15 protein-coding genes are annotated in these 16071 nt (G+C 72.7%); 12 read left to right on the forward strand and 3 right to left on the reverse strand.

Translation table 11 applies throughout. The features are described from left to right. Positions 1 to 47: 47 nt before the first annotated feature. Entirely contained in the window at positions 48 to 563 is a 516-nt protein-coding gene (locus tag ACQEVI_RS23240; protein ID WP_432903459.1) for a GNAT family N-acetyltransferase, read from the reverse strand. A 229-nt stretch (positions 564 to 792) separates the two neighbouring features. Here ACQEVI_RS23240 and ACQEVI_RS23245 point away from each other — a divergent pair, with 229 nt between their 5' ends. The 7 genes from ACQEVI_RS23245 to ACQEVI_RS23275 all read left to right on the forward strand — a co-directional run bounded on the left by ACQEVI_RS23245 (position 793) and on the right by ACQEVI_RS23275 (position 9540). Then, on the forward strand, positions 793 to 1494 hold the full coding sequence (locus ACQEVI_RS23245) for a hypothetical protein (protein WP_432903462.1): 702 nt from the start codon (positions 793 to 795) through the stop codon (positions 1492 to 1494). Beyond that, positions 1478 to 2041, forward strand: coding sequence for a DUF6529 family protein (locus ACQEVI_RS23250; protein ID WP_432903465.1), 564 nt, complete (start codon positions 1478 to 1480; stop codon positions 2039 to 2041). Before ACQEVI_RS23245 ends, ACQEVI_RS23250 begins: the two co-directional genes overlap by 17 nt. Positions 2042 to 2049: 8 nt before the next feature. After that, the gene (locus ACQEVI_RS23255) at positions 2050 to 2511 is read left to right on the forward strand and encodes a Rieske (2Fe-2S) protein (RefSeq protein ID WP_432903468.1); all 462 of its coding nucleotides are present in this window, start codon (positions 2050 to 2052) and stop codon (positions 2509 to 2511) included. Positions 2512 to 2554: 43 nt separating this feature from the next. Beyond that, positions 2555 to 4684 carry a LuxR C-terminal-related transcriptional regulator gene (locus ACQEVI_RS23260; protein ID WP_432903471.1) on the forward strand — a complete coding sequence of 710 codons (2130 nt, stop codon included), beginning with the start codon at positions 2555 to 2557 and terminating at the stop codon, positions 4682 to 4684. A gap of 109 nt (positions 4685 to 4793) precedes the next feature. Then, positions 4794 to 6080, forward strand: a complete 1287-nt coding sequence (locus tag ACQEVI_RS23265) for a hypothetical protein (protein ID WP_432903474.1) — start codon at positions 4794 to 4796, stop codon at positions 6078 to 6080. Between the two features lie 128 nt (positions 6081 to 6208). Then, entirely contained in the window at positions 6209 to 8053 is a 1845-nt protein-coding gene (locus ACQEVI_RS23270) for a dynamin family protein (RefSeq protein ID WP_432903477.1), read from the forward strand. Continuing rightward, on the forward strand, positions 8050 to 9540 hold the full coding sequence (locus tag ACQEVI_RS23275) for a dynamin family protein (RefSeq protein ID WP_432903480.1): 1491 nt from the start codon (positions 8050 to 8052) through the stop codon (positions 9538 to 9540). Before ACQEVI_RS23270 ends, ACQEVI_RS23275 begins: the two co-directional genes overlap by 4 nt. Before the next feature lie 50 nt (positions 9541 to 9590). Here ACQEVI_RS23275 and ACQEVI_RS23280 read toward each other — a convergent pair whose 3' ends face one another. Further along, positions 9591 to 10136, reverse strand: coding sequence for a hypothetical protein (locus ACQEVI_RS23280; protein WP_432903483.1), 546 nt, complete (start codon positions 10134 to 10136; stop codon positions 9591 to 9593). Between the two features lie 137 nt (positions 10137 to 10273). Between ACQEVI_RS23280 and ACQEVI_RS23285 the strand changes: the two genes are divergently transcribed. Further along, positions 10274 to 12100, forward strand: a complete 1827-nt coding sequence (locus ACQEVI_RS23285) for an Hsp70 family protein (protein WP_432903485.1) — start codon at positions 10274 to 10276, stop codon at positions 12098 to 12100. 32 nt (positions 12101 to 12132) lie between these two features. Here ACQEVI_RS23285 and ACQEVI_RS23290 read toward each other — a convergent pair whose 3' ends face one another. Next, a complete protein-coding gene (locus ACQEVI_RS23290; RefSeq protein WP_432903488.1) occupies positions 12133 to 12600 on the reverse strand; it encodes an NUDIX hydrolase in 468 nt (155 codons plus the stop codon). 297 nt (positions 12601 to 12897) lie between these two features. Between ACQEVI_RS23290 and ACQEVI_RS23295 the strand changes: the two genes are divergently transcribed. The 4 genes from ACQEVI_RS23295 (at position 12898) to ACQEVI_RS23310 (ending at position 16063) form a co-directional block, all read left to right on the forward strand. Further along, positions 12898 to 14211 (forward strand): ricin-type beta-trefoil lectin domain protein, encoded by a 1314-nt coding sequence (locus tag ACQEVI_RS23295; protein WP_432903490.1) that lies wholly within the window; start codon positions 12898 to 12900, stop codon positions 14209 to 14211. Positions 14212 to 14403: 192 nt separating this feature from the next. Further along, positions 14404 to 14709 carry a hypothetical protein gene (locus tag ACQEVI_RS23300; RefSeq protein ID WP_432903492.1) on the forward strand — a complete coding sequence of 102 codons (306 nt, stop codon included), beginning with the start codon at positions 14404 to 14406 and terminating at the stop codon, positions 14707 to 14709. Then, on the forward strand, positions 14667 to 15245 hold the full coding sequence (locus ACQEVI_RS23305) for a hypothetical protein (RefSeq protein WP_432903495.1): 579 nt from the start codon (positions 14667 to 14669) through the stop codon (positions 15243 to 15245). Before ACQEVI_RS23300 ends, ACQEVI_RS23305 begins: the two co-directional genes overlap by 43 nt. A gap of 98 nt (positions 15246 to 15343) precedes the next feature. Further along, complete coding sequence (locus tag ACQEVI_RS23310) at positions 15344 to 16063, forward strand: ASCH domain-containing protein (RefSeq protein ID WP_432903498.1); 720 nt, start codon at positions 15344 to 15346, stop codon at positions 16061 to 16063. Positions 16064 to 16071: the final 8 nt, after the last annotated feature.

A 16071-nucleotide genomic window follows, 5' to 3' on the forward strand; every position in this document is an offset into this window, starting at 1 on the left:
CTCTCGGAACGTTTCGACGGGGCAAATACCCAGCACTCAACGGAGGGTTAGCGGGGGGAGAGGTAGGCGGCTGACCGGGGGCGGGTGCCCGACGGGGTGGTCCAGCTGGCCGGGCCTGCCGTTACGCGGGTCCAGCCCAGGCGTTCGTAGAGGCGGACGGCGGGGCCGCCGTCGTCCACGACGTCGAGGACGAGCCGGCGGCCGCGGCGGGGTGGCAGGTCCTCGACCCGCTCCAGGAGGGTCGTGGCCACCCCCGTGCCGCGGGCCGCCGGGGTGACGAACAGGCGGCTGACGCCGGCGAGGCCGGTGACCGGGACCTTGGCGGCCTCCGCGAGCTCGGCGGCGAACTCGACCTTGCCGCCCTCGACGATCATCACGTGGCCGACGATCTCGCCGTCGGCGAGCGCGACCCACGCGCCGAGCGTGCCGTCGGGCGTGAGCCAGGCGATCGGGTCGTCCGGCCAGACCATCGGGTAGCGGTCGCTCTCGTGCACCAGCCGCAGTGCGTCCGCCACCCGGTCGAGGTGGGCGTCGTGACGCGGGGCGATCATGAGGGCGGGCACGGGGCTCAAGGTATCGGACGGCGGCGCTGAAGCACGGGGCCGCCCCGCCATGGGGCTCGACTCCGGATCGCGTGGCTGCGCGCTCCTGGGGCAGCTGTCCCGATTCGCTTTATTCGCGCCATCCTCTGTTCAGCGCCGGTGTCGATCGGTACGCTGAGCGCCAACTCGCGAGTGCCAGCCCAGTCCCAGCCAGGATCTGCCGTCTACCTGCGACGACGAAGGGTCGAGGATGTCCCGCAACGGTCCGTTGATCACCCTGCTCGCCGGTGGTGCGCTCGGTGTCGGGCTGCTCGTGGCCGGCATGGCCGCGACACCCGCAGAACCGGTAGCCGACGACACGCAAGACGTCGGCTCCACGCAGACCCCGGCTACGTCGGCCCCGCCCACCGAGTCCGCCGAGCCCTCGCCGTCGGTGGCTGCCCCGGAGCCGGAAGTCTCGGAGGAGATACCCGAGCCGGCGAGCTATGTCGGCTATGTCGATGGTCAGTACGCGTCGGTGGCCGTGGTCGTCGACGGGGCCGAGGCGGTCGCCTATGTCTGCGACGGCGCGAACCTCGAGGTGTGGCTGAAGGGGACCGCGGCCGACGGGCGTGTCGAGCTCACCGGCGACCGGGGGACGTTGTCCGCCACGTACGACGAGTCCGCCGTCACGGGCGAAGTGACTGCCGACGGCCTCACCTGGACCTTCGACGTCGCGCAGGTCGCCCCACCGGACGGGCTGTATCGCTTCGCCGACACCGTGGCCGGGGCCGAGGTGGTGGGCGGCTGGATCGTGCTCCCCGACGGCTCACAGGTCGGAGCTGTCAACATCGACGGCGAGACCCAGCCCGCGGACGGGCTCGACCCTGCCACCGGCCAGGTCATGATCGAGGGCACGGCCGTGACGGCCGAGCTCCAGGTTGACGGGAGCTTCGATGAACCAGGTGAGTGAAGCCGGCACGCCGAGCCGCGGCGTGCCGCTGCTGCTCGTACCGTTCCTCGTCGGCGCGGTCGTCTCGGTAGTGCTCGGCGTGTACGCGAACGTGCACGCCCCGACGGGGGTCGCCGTCAACGTCGCGGGCTTCTCGGGGCCGCTCGAGGCCAAGGTCTGGCTCACCTCGGCCGCGCTGCTGCTCGCGGTCGTGCAGGTGGTGTCGGCACTGACGATGTACGGCAAGATCGGCCGGTCCGACCCGCCGACCTGGATCGGCGCGGTACACCGCTGGTCGGGGCGGGCGGCGTTCCTCCTGACCATCCCGGTCGCCGTCCACTGTCTCTATGCGCTCGGGTTCCAGACCGCGACGCCCCGTGTGCTCATCCACTCGGCCGCTGGGACCCTCTTCTTCGGTGCCTTCACCGTCAAGATGCTCGGGCTGCGGCTGAACGGTCTGCCGGGCTGGGCGTTGCCAGTCCTCGGCGGGGCGTTGTTCACCCTGCTGGTAGCCCTGTGGTGGACCTCGTCCCTGTGGTTCTTCACTACTTTCGGCGTTCGGATCTAGGAGGCGGCATGACGGGAACCACTCCGAGGCGGCAGGTGCTGATGCTCGGCGCCGTCGGCGCTGTCGGTGTCGTGAGCGCGGTGAGCGGGTGCGCGGTCTACGGTGCCGGCGACGAGCAGCCGCCCGCGGCCGACCCGCCCGAGGGCGAAGCGGGTGCCGGGGACAGCGTCGTGGCCGGCACGGGCGAGGTCGAGGTCGGCGGCGGACTGATCCTCGCCGACCGGCAGATCGTGATCACGCAGCCGACGGAAGGCGACTTCCGGGGCTTCTCGGCCGTCTGCACACATCAGGGGTGCACGGTGAGTGCGGTGCGCGACGGCACGATCGACTGCGCGTGCCATGGCAGCAGGTTCTCGATCGAGGACGGATCGGTGGTCCAGGCCGCGTCCGGTCTGACGCCGGAGAGCCAGGACCCGCTCCCCGAGGTCGCGGTGTCGGTCGAGGGGGACCAGATCAGCGTCACCGGGTAGTCATCATCTCCGCCGAGCCGCGCCGACCGAGAGACTTGCGCCCGTGGTTGTCGTGATCGGCGTCGACGGGGCCGGCCGGACCCACCGCCTGCGCGCGGTCACGCGTTCGGCGGGTGGTGTGCTGCACGTCGCCCCGGACCCTGCCGCGCTCGCCGGCCTGCTCGGCCGGCAGGCCGGCCCGGACACCGAGCTGGTGCTCGTCGACGACGCCCACCACTACCCGCCCGCCCTCCTGCACCAGATCACGTCCGCCGCACGTGCGGGGATCCCGGTGGCCCTGTCGCGCAGGCCTGCGATCACCGACCCCGCGCTGGCCGAGCTCGACGAACTGGCGGCGCGGGACGGCGTCGTGCAGTGCGACCCGCTCGGGGCCGACGACGTGGCGCAGCTCGTGGCGGAACGCACCGGCACGCGCCCCGGACCTGCCGAGGCCGCCTCGCTCGTTGAAGACACCTGTGGCCTTCCCGCCCTGGTCGTGGCGCTGGTCGACGGCGCAGGACCGGTACCCGCCGCCTTGCTCGCCCGCGTGCAGCGCGCGCTCGCCCGGCTGCCCAGGGCGGTCGCCGTCGCACGCGTGCTCGCCGTGGCGCACGACCTGGGACCCTTCCCGCACGCAGGGCTCGCGGAGGCGGCCGGCGTGGCGCCGGACGTCGTGGCGGCCGAGCTGCGCGCCCTGCACGAGGCCGGTCTGCTGGCCCCTGGGGGTGAGCGGCTCGTCCCGGCCGTCGCGCGCGCCGTCGCGGCGGACCTGACCCGGGGCGAGCGGCACGAGGTGGACCGCGCGCTGTCCGGTGTGCCCGCGATCCGGACCCGGTCCACGCTGCATGCCGCGGTCGCGCTCGCGCGGTCCGGCCGGACGGCACGCGCGGCGCGGGAACTCGAGGACGCCGGCACGACCGGAAGACTGCTGGCGGTCCCCCTGCTCGCCGCGACCGGGGTGGCTTCCCCGGGCGGCACCGCCCCGGCCGGCGACCCGCTCCAGGGCCGACTCGCCCTGCGCGTGGCGGAGGCCGGCCGGCTCCTGGCGGAGCCCGCTCGCGCACTACCGCTCCTGATCGAGGCCGCCGAGGAGCTCGATCGCTCGACGGACGAAGCGCCCCTGCCGGACACCCCGCACGCCCTCGGTGCGCTGGTCGCGTCCGCCGTGGGCGACCGGGCGACGGCCCGGCGCCTGGTCGAGGACGCGCTGTCGGCCGGCTCGGGCGGGCCAGGACATACGCGGCGGCATCGCCTGCTGGCGGGCTGGATCGCCCTGCGGGGCGGCCGGTACGACGAGGCGCGTGCGCTGACCGCCCCCGGTGGGTGGTCGGGCGACACCGCGCACGACGGCCGCGACGTGCTCCTGTCGGTGTGCCTGCGGGCGGGACTCGCACGCCGTTCGGGGGACGTGGCCGCCGCCCGTGCCGCATGGTCCGACGCCGAGCATCTCCTCGCGCGGGAGGCGATCGACCTGCTGCACGCCGAGTGCGTCGAGGAGCTGGTCGTGGCCGCCGCCCGGGCGGGGAGCGTCGGGCGGGCCGACGGCGTCCGCGCCACCCTCCGGGAGTACGCCGCGGTCCTCGGCGGTGCGCCGTGGACCGCGCTGCTGGCATGGACCGACCTGCAGGTGGCGGTGGTCGGGGACGACCCGGCGTCGGCGGACGCGGCAGCCGCCGAGCTGGCCGAGCTCCGCGACGAGCTGTACGGCACCCCGGCCGCGCGTGCCTCCGCCAGGATGACCGCCCAGGCCACTGCCGCCCGGTGCTGGGCGAACGCACTGGCCGGACGGGTCGACGGCGACGAGGTGGCGTCGGCGGCGGACGGGCTGGGCGCCGTCGGGCTGCCGTGGGAGGCGTCTCGCCTCGCCGGTCAGGCCGGGGTGCGGACGCCCGACGCCGCCCTGGCTCGCCGCCTCCTGGAGCGGGCACGGGAGTTCCGGCAGGGCTCCGAGCAGAGCGCCCGGCGCTCGGTCCTGTCCGAGCGGGAGACGGAAGTGGGGCGTCTCGTGCTCGCGGGGCGTACGCACCGGGAGATCGGCGCCCAGCTGTTCGTGTCGCCCAAGACCGTCGAGCACCACGTGGCGCGCATGCGCACCCGGCTGGGCGCCTCGACCCGCGCGGAGTTCCTCGCCGCGCTGCGCGAGGACCTCGGTGCGGGGCACGGCGACCAGCGGGCCGGGACGATCCCCCCATGACCCCCGCGGCACGCGAGGGAAGTCCCCGATTCGGTGGCACCTGCCGCGGGCCGAGGCTTGTCGCAGAGGCCGGGACCACCGGCTCGGACATGACATGGAGGGCAGAACGATGAACGTTCAGGAGATGCTTCGCGAGCTCATCGAGTGGATCGTCGGTGACCGCGAGAACGCGGTGCAGTTCGCCCAGGAGCCGTCGGCCACGCTCGCGGCCCGCGGGATCACGGACGCCGACCTGTCGGAGGCCGACGTGTTCGAGGCGGCTCGTGAGGCAGGCGTGGACGGCGTGAGCCAGGAGGGCTTCGGCGCCTCGGGCTTCGGCGGCGGGCAGGGCGGTGGCGGCGGTTTCGGCAGCAGCTCCCAGGGCGGCGGTCTCGGCGGTGGCACCCAGGCCGGCGGTCTCGGCGGTGGTCAGGCCGGCAGCCAGGCCGGTTCCGGCGCGAGCGCGACGCAGTCGCAGAGTGCGACGCTGGAGCAGGTCACGCAGCACGTCAGCTACGTCACCTACACCGCGTACGAGGGCGACGAGACCGTCACCACCATCATCGACCGCTCGTTCACCGACGAGTCGCGAAACGTCGACGTGGACGTCGACGGCGACGTGGACGGCTTCCTCGGACTGGACCTGTCGTCCCGCGAGGAGACGGCGAACGCGTTCGGCGAGGGCTCCGCCGCGGCCACCGACGGTGACGCGACGGCGGTCTCGGGCGACGAGAACGTGCTCGGCGAGGACAACACCGTCACCTCGGGCGACGACAACGTCGTCGGCGAGGACAACCTCGTCGCGTCCGGGGACGGCAACGCCCTCGGCGAGGACAGCACCGCAGTCTCGGGCGAGGGCAACGCCGTCGGCGAGGAGGCGGTCGCGGTCTCCGGGGACGGCAGCGCCGTCGGTGACGACAACACGGTGGTCTCCGGCGAGGAGAACGTCGTGGGCGAGGAGAACGTCGTCGGTGACGACAACACCGTCGTCGAGGACGTCGACGGCCAGGTCAACACCGGTGACGAGGCCGCGCTCGCGCAGGTCGGGGAGGGCAACGCCACCCAGAACACGGGGTCGTTCACCGGGATCCAGTCCGGCGACGACACCGAGGTGGAGTCGGGTGCGCTCGGCTTCGGCGAGGGCGACGTCTCCGGTGCGCAGGACGTGGAGGTGTCCGACGGCGGTGCGTTCTCCACCGGCGGCGACGCCACCGGCAGCTTCACCGACACCGACATCACGCAGGTCGAGGCGAACACGACCACCACCGAGATCACGCAGGTGGAGGCCAACACGACCACCACCGAGATCGAGAACACCGAGATCGAGACCGACATCCGCACGGACATCGACACGACCATCGAGAACACCGAGATCGACACCGACATCGACGACAGCGAGATCCAGATCGGTGGGTGAAGAACCATCCGATCAGCACTCTCGCGGTGCCGGCGGACCGGGCGACAGCCACGGACCGCCGGCACCGCAGGGCGCTACGCACCGGGCGTAGTGCACCGAGCAGGATCACAAGTAACGGAGGAGGGATCATGGCCGGCACCGCACCACCCGCCGCCGACCGGGCCAGGGACGTCGTGGACCTCGGCCTGGAGGCCTGCCGGGCCTACGGCCGGGAGGACCTCGCCGCACGGCTGAGGACCGCGCGGGCCACGCTGGACGACCCGCGAGTGCACGTGGTGGTGGTCGGCGACTTCAAGCAGGGCAAGAGCTCCCTGGTGAACGCGCTGATCGGTGCCGAGGTCTGCCCGGTCGACGACGACGTCGCCACGGCGCTGCCCACCTACGTCGAGCACGGCGAGACGAGGTCGGCCGAGGTCCTCTGGGCCGGCGACCCGCCCCGGCGCGAGCCGGTCGGCCTGGAGGCCGCCGCGCGCCTCATCATGGAGCCGGACCCGTCCGCCCCTGCGGCCGCCGGGCCGCTCGAGACCGCCCCGGTGGACGCGGACTCCGCGCGACCGTCCGGCGTCGTCGTCCGGCTGCCCCGGACCCTGCTGCGCGGCGGGCTGGTGCTGGTGGACACCCCAGGCGTCGGAGGGCTGGAGTCCGCGCACGCCGCGGCCAGCCTGGCCGCGGTGGCCATGGCCGACGCCGTCCTCTTCGTCACCGACGCGTCCCAGGAGCTGACCGCCGTCGAGGCCGAGTTCGTGCGCAAGGTGCGCGACAGCGGACCGGAGCTGGTCTGTGTGCTGACCAAGACCGACCTCTATCCCGCGTGGCGCACCATCGCCGACCTCGACCGGGGCCACCTCGAGAACACCGCGCCCGGCGTCCCGGTGCTGCCGGTCTCCTCGGCGCTGCGGTCCCGCTCCGTCCCTGCCAAGGACAAGGAGCTGAACGCCGAGTCCGGTTTCGGCGACGTGGTGCGGTTCGTGTCCGGCCGGGTGGCCGGCGGCGCCGCGCAGAGGGTCGCGGCGTCGGCCGCTGCCGAGGTCGTCCAGGTCGCGGGGCAGGTCGCCACGCAGTTCGAGGCGGAGGACGCCGTCCTGGCGGACCCGGACCGGGTGCGCGAGGTCATGGCGGGGCTCGAGCGCGCGCAGGCTCGCGCCGCCGAGCTGCGCGGCTCCGCGGCCCGCTGGAACCAGACCCTGTCCGACGGTGTCGCCGACCTCACCGCCGACGTCGACCACGACCTGCGTGCCCGGGTCCGGCGACTGCTCGACGCCGCCGACGACTGGATCGAGCGTGCCGACCCGGCCGACGTGTGGCCGCAGCTCAAGTCGTGGCTGGAGGCCGCCGTCGCGCAAGAGATGGTGGCCAGCTACACCTCCCTGCGGACGCGCGCCGGGGAGCTGAGCGAGCAGGTGTGGACCCACTTCAGCGAGGCCGCCGAGCCGGTGCTGTCGGACCTGGCGGTGCGCACCCCGGAGCAGCTCCTCGCCCGGCTGGACGTGCGCCAGCGCCTCGACCTCGCCCGGATGAGCGTGCGCAAGCAGGCGCTCACCGCGCTGAAGGGCTCCTACCTGGGCGTCCTGATGTTCACGGCACTGGGCGGCCTGATCGGGCTGTCCCTCGGGCCGGTCGCCGTCGGGATCGGCCTCGCGATGGGCCTGGGCAGCCTGCGCCAGGAGAAGAAGCGGCAGCTGGAGAACCGCCGCGGCCAGGCTCGCAACGCCGTGCGCCGGTACTGCGACGAGGCCGCCTTCCGGGTCGGCAAGGACTCCCGCGACACGATGCGCCGGGTGCAGCGGCAGCTGCGCGACCACTACGCCGCGCGGGCCGACGAGATCCAGCGGTCCACCACCGACTCGTTGCGGGCAGCCACCGAGGCCGCCCGCAGCGACGAGAAGGACCGCGCCCGGCGACGGAAGGACATCGCGGCCGAGCTGGGCCGACTCGCCGAGCTGAGCCGTCGCGCCGGGGAGGTGGCGGCATGATCGACGACGGCGAAGCCTCGGCCATGCCGCCCACCCTCCTGGACCGCACGCGCTTCGCTGTCGACCTGGCAAGTGAGGCGTACGCGCGCACCGAGCACGCGGCGCGGCTGGACGCCCTGCGCGACCGCCTCGACGAGCCGCTGCGCGTGGCCGTCGCAGGTCGTGTCAAGGCCGGCAAGTCGACGCTGCTCAACGCACTGATGGGGGAGCGCCTCGCGCCCACGGACGCGGGCGAGTGCACGCGGATCGTCACCTGGTACCACGACGGGCACACCTACGGTGTCACCGCCGGGCTGCGCGACGGCGGCCGTGCCGACCTCACCTTCCGCCGCGACGACGGCGCGCTGGAGGTCGACCTGAACGGCCTGGCCCCCGGTGACGTCGAGCGGCTCGACCTGACCTGGCCCTCGCAGGCGCTGCGCACGTGGACGCTGGTCGACACACCGGGCATCGGCTCGCTCGACCCGTCGTCGGCGGAGCGTACCTGGGACCTGCTCGCCGACGACGAGACCCCCGCTGACGCCGTCGTCTACCTCATGCGCCACCTGCACCCGCAGGACGTCGCGTTCCTCGACGCGTTCCACGACACCGAGGTGTCCCGCCCCAACCCGGTCAACACCATCGGTGTCCTGTCCCGGGCCGACGAGATCGGTGTCGGCCGCATCGACGCGCTCGCGTCCGCGCGACGGATCGCCGGACGCCTGCGCCGCGACGCCACGGTGCGCCGGATGGTGCAGACCGTCGTACCGGTAGCGGGGCTGCTCGCCGAGACCGCCGCGACGCTCACGGAGGACGAGGTGGCCAGGCTGCGCAGGGTCGCCGCCCTCCCGGCGGCCGACGCCGACGACCTGCTGCTGTCCGCCGACCGGTTCGTCGAGCGGCAGCCGGGCCTGGGTCTGACCGACCTCGAGCGCGTCGCCCTGCTGGAGCGGTTCGGGCTGTTCGGCGTGCGGTTGGCGACGGTGCTCCTGCGCCAGAAGGTCGTCGGGACCGCCACCGAGCTGGCGCGCGAGCTGGCGGCACGCAGCGGCATCGGCGAGCTGCGTACCGTGCTGGACTCGCTCTTCGTCGGCCGCCGCGACGTGCTGAAGTCGCGTTCGGCGCTGCTGGCCCTCGACGCGCTGCTCGTCGCCGCGCCGGTGCCCGGTGGCGACCGGGTGGCGACCGTCGTCGAGCAGGTGGTGGCGTCCGCGCACGCGTTCGCCGAGCTGCGTGTCGTGTCCGCGCTGCGGGCGGGCTGGGTCACCGGCCCGGACGAGGCCCTGACCGACCTGGAGCGACTGGTCGGCGGGGACGGGGAGGCCGCGCGCCGGCGGCTCGACCTGCCCGCGGGTGCCTCCAGTGCCGACGTCACCGACGCCGCACGCAGCGCACTCGACCGGTGGACCCGGCGCGCGGAGAACCCGCTCACTCGGCACGAGCTGATGCTGGCGGCCCGCGTCGCGGTGCGGTCCGTCGAAGGTCTCCTGGACGGACCGAGACCATGAGCCGCGCCCGCCGGACGAACCCGGCGCGGGCTGATGGTTCAGGGCCGGGCTCAGAAGGGGAGGTCGGTGTCCTGGACGTCTTCCGCATCGAGTTCCGCATCGAGCTCGGCCGGGTCGAACGTCTCGTCCGGTACCCGGGTGTCGAGGCTCCCCGGGACCGGGTCGAGCTGGTCCGCGGCGTCGAGGTCTCCCAGGACGAAGGCGTCGGAGGCATCGGCGCCGACGTCGGGCACCACCACGTCGTCGTTCGGCTCACCCGTGCCCGCGCCCGTGCCGAAGGCGATCGCCTCGCCGTGCGAGGCCTGGTCGACAGCAGGGGCGGACGCGAGCAGCGCGAGCCCGTCCGGGAGCATCTCGGCGGCGTCGAGGTCGGCCGGGTCCGCGAGGCCTTCGGGGCCGTACGCGGTCGTGAACGAGGACAGGTGCTCGGCGACCGCCGTGGGCGCGGTGTCCGCGAAGCTGGCCACGGCCTCCGCGACCAGGTCGTGGGGCAGGTCGTGGCCCGCCGCGCGCAGCGCGTCGGCGACGGCACCGGGGGTGTCCCCGCTACCCGTCCGCTCGCGCAGCACGTCGTGCACCGGCCTGTTCTCGTCCACGACCTCACTGTAGAACGCGCTGCGGGCGACGGGTTCGGGGCATTCCCCCGTCGGTCCCCCGCGGTGTCAGGCATCGCACCGCACGACCTCACCCGCACCGAGCCCGCGCGCAGGCGCTTCACAGGGAGATAGAGACCATGGAGACATCGACCACGTACGCGCTGGGTATCGACCTGGGGACCACGTACACGGGCGCCGCCGTCGTGCGCGACGGCAGGGCCGAGATCGCGACCCTCGGCAGCCGTGCCGCGGTGATCCCGTCGGTCGTGCTGCTGCGCGACGACGACACGTTCCTCACCGGCGAGACCGCCGACCGGCGTGCGCTGACGGAGCCGCAGCGCGTGGCGCGCGAGTTCAAGCGACGGCTCGGCGACCCCACGCCCCTGCTGCTCGGCGGGGCGCCCTACTCGGCCGAGGGACTGACGGCCCGGCTGCTGCGCTTCGTGGTCGACGAGGTCGCGGCGCGCGAGGGCGGTGAGGCGTCGGCCGTCTGCATCTGCCACCCGGCGAACTGGGGCCGGTACAAGCTGGACCTGCTGGAGCAGGCGGTGCGCATGGCGGGCCTGCAGGAACCGGTCACCTATGTGTCCGAGCCCGAGGCCGCCGCCGCGTTCTACGCCCTCGGCCGGCCGGTGGCGCCGGGCGACACGGTCGCGGTCTACGACCTGGGCGGCGGCACGTTCGACGCCGCCGTGCTGCGGCGCACCGAGACGGGGTTCATGATCCTGGGCCGCCCGGAGGGGGTCGAGCGGCTGGGCGGGATCGATGTCGACGCCGCGGTGGTCGACCACGTACGGCGGGCGCTCGGCGGTGCACTGGACGATCTGGACCCGGAGGACTCGGCCGCGGTGGCCGCCGTCGCGCGGCTCCGCGAGGAGTGCGTGTCGGCCAAGGAGGCGCTGTCCGCGGACACCGACGTGACCATCCCCGTGCTCCTGCCCGGCCTGAGCACCGAGGTGCGGCTCACTCGCGCCGAGCTGGAGACGATGGTCCGACCCCTGCTCATGGAGACGATCGCCGCACTGCGGCGCGCGCTGACGTCCGCAGGGGTGGCACCCGAGGACCTGGCCGCCGTGCTGCTGGTCGGCGGGTCCTCACGGATCCCGCTGGTCGCCCAGCTCGTCGGCGCCGAGCTGGGCCGGCCCGTGGCCGTGGACGTCAACCCGAAGCACGTCGTGGCGCTCGGTGCGGCCTGGCTGGCCGCGGACACGGTGGTGCCGGGCGTGCCCGTGCAGGCTGCGACAGGCGTGCCCGTCGGCACGGTATCCCGCGCGGACGGCCTGCCGGGCGACGGGGACCAGCAGGAGGCGGTGGCTGCCGTCGCGGCCGGGTCCTCTGGGGGCGGGTCCACGTGGCAGCGCCTGCCGCGCGGCGCGCAGATCGCCATCGGCGCAGCGCTCGCGACCGTGCTCGGAGTGGCGGCGTGGGCGCTGATTCCGTGGCCCACACAGGACCCCGCCTCGGCAGGTCCGGACGACTCCACCACTTCGAGTAGTCCGACGGCATCAGCATCGGGGGAGGCGTCGCCCGCTCCGGACGCCACGGAGACCGAGCCGGCGCTGTTGCCTGCTCAGGAGTGCAGCGAGGAGATCCAGGCCAACGAGCGCTGGGTCTGCCTGACCAGTGCCAAGGTGGCGGACGGCGAGCTCGTGGTGGAGTACGACGCCGACTGGGCGGGCGGCGTACCCGACGAGGAGGTGGGCTTCCACGTCCACTTCTACGGCGCCGACGAGACGGGCACCGACCCGGCGGCGGAGGTCATGGGGACCCAGGCGACCCACCGCGGGGCCTACTTCTTCGACGCCGACGAACCGATGGTGCGCTCGGTGGACAGCCCGGACTACGTGGCGCTCGGCGACGCCCCCGTGATCTGCGGACGTATCTCCTTCGCGGAGAGCCACAGCCTGGTCCCCGACGCGGACGGTGGCTACGAGACGGGAAACTGCTGGCCGATCGAGAGGTGACGAGCGCCGGTCCGGAGGAATACCGAGAATCCTCAGACGTCTCGGAAGTGCCCCTGCTCGACCGCCAAGCGGATCGCCGTTCGATACTCCTCGGGCATGTTCTGCGCGGTGGCCTCGCCGGGTGTGAACAGAATCAGCTCCTTGTGCTCGTGACTGCAGGCGGGCACGGCGTCGCCGTCGTACGTGGCAAGGAACGTCACGACGAAGACGTGGCGGTCCGGGAAGACCCGGTACACCCAGCTGTGGAACGGCTCGCCAACCGTCGCGTCCCAGCCGAGCTCCTCCCGGATCTCACGCGCGAGGCACTCCGCCGGTTGCTCGCCCAGGTCGAGCTTGCCGCCCGGCAGCTCCCACTCGTCGCGCTCGTTGCGCAGGAGCGGCAGTCGGCCCTTCCAGCTGATCACCGCCTTGAGCGAGACCGGCAGCTGGTACTCGAAGTAGCCGGGGTTGCGCTCGACCAGGTAGGGCTCGCCGGGGGAGCGGGTGTTGAGCGTCGGCACCGTTCGACGTTAGCCGCAGGCGAGGTGGATCGTCCCGCTGAGCCGTGCGCGCGTGACGGCGTCGCGGAGAAGTGGGTGCGACACCGTCGCGGAGAGAGCCGATGTCTGATATGTCACCGCAAGGAAATCAAGCCCTAATCGTTTAGATTTCTCCGGACATTGACCGCATACATCTGATTTATCTAGACTGGGAGCGCTTCCAGTCGACGCTCAGCCGCGTCTTCCGCGGCAACGTACTTCTCATGCGGTGCCGCCCCACAGGTCTCCAACGATGCTGACCACAAGGAGTTTCGTCCTATGTCGAGATTCAGATCTGCTCTCGTGTGCCTCGCAACCGCGCTCGTCGTGGCGACGGCCGGGGGTGTGCCGGCCCAGGCTGCCGGGACGTCCCAGGCCGGCGCCTCCGACGTCACCGCGGCCGCCAGCTCCGGCTGCGGGAAGGCCCCGGCCCTCAACAGCGGCAAGCACAACATCCAGAGCAGCGGCCAGACCCGCAGCTACATCATCAAGGTCCCCGCGAACTACGACCGCAACAAGCCGCACAAGCTGATCTTCGGCAACCACTGGTTGGGTGGCACCGCCGAGCAGGTCGCCGGCGGCGGCTCCGACGGCGCCGTCTACGCGCACTACGGGCTCGACGCCCTGTCGAACGGCTCGGCGATCTTCGTCGCGCCGCAGGGCCTGAACAACGGCTGGGCCAACTCGAACGGCCGGGACGTCGTGTTCTTCGACGACATGATCCGGACCGTCGAGGCCGCCCTCTGCGTCGACGAGTCGCAGCGGTTCTCCCTGGGCTTCAGCTATGGCGGCGCGATGAGCTACGCGCTGGCGTGCGCCCGCCCGAACGTGTTCCGCGGCGTCGTCGCGATCGCCGCACCCGGCGGGATCAGCGGCTGCAGCGGGGGCACGGGGGCCGTTGCCTACATGGGCATCCATGGCATCTCGGACAACATCGGCGCCGGGCGCGGCATGCGCGACCGGTTCCTCTCCAACAACGGCTGCGCCGCGCAGAACGCGCCGGAGCCGGCGGCCGGCAGCCTGACGCACACCCTCACGACCTACTCCTGCCGCGCCGGCTTCCCGGTCGTGTGGGCGCCGTTCGACGGCGGCCACCAGCAGGGACCGGTCGACGGTTGCCGCGGTTGCGAGAGCGGCGCTCGCAGCTGGGTGAAGGGCGAGATGTGGCGTTTCATCAGCCAGTTCTCCTCCACCACCCCGCCCTCCGACAGCGGCCAGGTGCGCAACAGCGGTGCCAACCGCTGCCTGGACGTCTCGGCGCAGTCGCAGACGAACGGTGCGGTCGTGCAGCTGTGGGACTGCCACGACGGGGCGAACCAGCAGTGGTCCGTCACCGCTTCGAAGCAGCTCTCCGTCTACGGCGGCAAGTGCCTCGACGCCGAAGGCGCCGGAACCTCACCGGGAACCAGGGCCATCATCTGGGACTGCCACGGCGGCGCGAACCAGCAGTGGAACGTGAACGCCAACGGCACGATCACCGGCGTCCAGTCGGGACTGTGCCTGGGCACGACCAACAACGGGACGGCCAACGGGACCGTCGCGGTCCTGGCGGCCTGCAACGGCTCGACGAGCCAGAACTGGGCCCTGAGCTAGTTCGCCGACCGGCGCACTCGCTGCGCCGCGCACGAGGGAACGGGCCTTCCGCGAGGGGGGCCCGTTCCGGTGCTCCGAAGCCTGCTGAAGCAAAGCCAGGAGTGGTTCCGGGACTGTGTCCGGGGGCCTGCACAACGGCGTCCGCGGCGCGATACCCTGCTGCCTTTCCGCAGGTCAGCGATGGGGTCGAGGATGAGCGAGTACCAGTACTACGAGTTCCTGGCGATCGACCGGCCGTTGACGGCCGAGCAGCAAGCAGCGGTGCGGGAGCTGTCCACGCGGGCGCAGATCTCGGCGACGTCGTTCATGAACGAGTACGACTGGGGCGATTTCAAGGGTGACCCCCTGCAACTTGTGCGCCGCTACTACGACGCGCACCTTTACTACGCGAACTGGGGCACTCGCCGGCTGATCCTTCGCCTGCCTGCGACGGCGTTGACCTCGACGCCTACGTGGTGGTCGGAGCGGCCGATCTCACGGTCCACGGGAAGCACCTGATCTGGGACCTGACCTCCGAGGACGAAGAGGGTGACTGGTCCGACGACGAGTCCTTCGACCTCGCGGCGCTGACCGGCGTGCGCGCGGAGATGCTGGCCGGCGACCTGCGGCCGCTGTACCTGGCCTGGTTGGCGGCGGTCGGGGTGTGGGAACGTGACGAGGACGCGTTCGACTACGAGACCGACGAGCACACCATCGAGCCACCGGTCCCGCCGGGTCTCGAATCGCTGACCGGTCCGCAGATGGCACTGGCCGAGCTGCTGCGGTTGGACCAGCACCTTCTGGCCGAGGCGGCGACCGCTTCCGCGCTGCTCGGGCGGAGCACGCCGGTCGAGCACCACACCTTGGTCAGGGATCTGCCGCCCGCGGTGAAGGACAGCGCGCTGGTGGCGCTGCTCGACGGCGATGCCGGCACGGCCCGTGCCACGCTCCTGGCCGGTCGACGCAGCCAGGCGGACGGCGTCGGACCCGGCGTCGGGACGCGAACTATCGGTGAGCTGTTGGACCAGGCGGCGAAACGCCGTGCGGCCCGCTGAGCAAGAGGCACGTATCTCCCGACCTGGAGCTTCGGCGATCGTCGCGGGTGTGAGGAAATGACCTCGATCCGAGGCCCCCGCCGTGTCAGGGTCGGCCCATGCTGATCGCTCCCGAGCAGCGCCTCCTCGACGCGGCGCTCGACACCGCCTCCCGCCTCCCGGCGGACGGCACCTGCCTGAACACCGTCGCCTCTGCGGTGATGGACGTCCACGGCGACATCTACACCGGCGTGAACGTCTACCACTTCACCGGAGGCCCGTGCGCCGAGCTCGTCACGCTCGGGGTGGCAGCGGCGGCAGGGGCCGGCCCGATCGCGCTGATCGTCGCGGCAGGTGATGAGGGCCGCGGCGTCATGCCTCCGTGCGGACGATGCCGCCAGGTCCTGCTGGACCAGCAGCCGGACTGCCGCGTCATCGTGCCCGACGGCGACGACGCGTCCTCCGTCCGGGCCCGTGAGCTGCTTCCGTACCCGTCCCCGCACCCGGACGCGAACCCGCCGCGCCTGCTGCGGTTCAACGCGCGGCACTGGGGCAACGTGGTCGACGGCGTCAAGACCGCCACCACCCGCTTCAACGACCCCACCGTGCCGGGGCCGGCCACGTTCCTGTTCGAGTTCGACGACCGGTACCGGTCCCTGCCCGGGGTGGTCGAGTCCGTCGAGCGCGTCCCGTTCGCCGACATCACCGACGCCCAGGCCGCGCTGGAGGGCTGCACCGCCGACGAACTACGCACGGCTCTGCGAACCCACTACTACCCGGACGTCGCTGACGATGACCTCGTCGACTTCGTGCGATTCCGCGTCGTCAAAAAGGGCTGACCGGCGAG

The sequence above is a fragment of the Promicromonospora sp. CA-289599 genome (genome assembly GCF_050936155.1).
In the GTDB taxonomy this organism is placed as follows: Bacteria; Actinomycetota; Actinomycetes; order Actinomycetales; family Cellulomonadaceae; genus Promicromonospora.

What these genes read in the sequence shown, in the direction of transcription:
- ACQEVI_RS23245 (WP_432903462.1), top strand. Translation starts at nt 793, where the DNA reads ATGTCCCGCAACGGTCCGTTGATCACCCTGCTCGCCGGTGGTGCGCTC.
- ACQEVI_RS23250 (WP_432903465.1), top strand. Translation starts at nt 1,478, where the DNA reads ATGAACCAGGTGAGTGAAGCCGGCACGCCGAGCCGCGGCGTGCCGCTG.
- ACQEVI_RS23255 (WP_432903468.1), top strand. Translation starts at nt 2,050, where the DNA reads ATGACGGGAACCACTCCGAGGCGGCAGGTGCTGATGCTCGGCGCCGTC.
- ACQEVI_RS23265 (WP_432903474.1), top strand. Translation starts at nt 4,794, where the DNA reads ATGAACGTTCAGGAGATGCTTCGCGAGCTCATCGAGTGGATCGTCGGT.
- ACQEVI_RS23270 (WP_432903477.1), top strand. Translation starts at nt 6,209, where the DNA reads ATGGCCGGCACCGCACCACCCGCCGCCGACCGGGCCAGGGACGTCGTG.
- ACQEVI_RS23275 (WP_432903480.1), top strand. Translation starts at nt 8,050, where the DNA reads ATGATCGACGACGGCGAAGCCTCGGCCATGCCGCCCACCCTCCTGGAC.
- ACQEVI_RS23285 (WP_432903485.1), top strand. Translation starts at nt 10,274, where the DNA reads ATGGAGACATCGACCACGTACGCGCTGGGTATCGACCTGGGGACCACG.
- ACQEVI_RS23295 (WP_432903490.1), top strand. Translation starts at nt 12,898, where the DNA reads ATGTCGAGATTCAGATCTGCTCTCGTGTGCCTCGCAACCGCGCTCGTC.
- ACQEVI_RS23300 (WP_432903492.1), top strand. Translation starts at nt 14,404, where the DNA reads ATGAGCGAGTACCAGTACTACGAGTTCCTGGCGATCGACCGGCCGTTG.
- ACQEVI_RS23310 (WP_432903498.1), top strand. Translation starts at nt 15,344, where the DNA reads ATGCTGATCGCTCCCGAGCAGCGCCTCCTCGACGCGGCGCTCGACACC.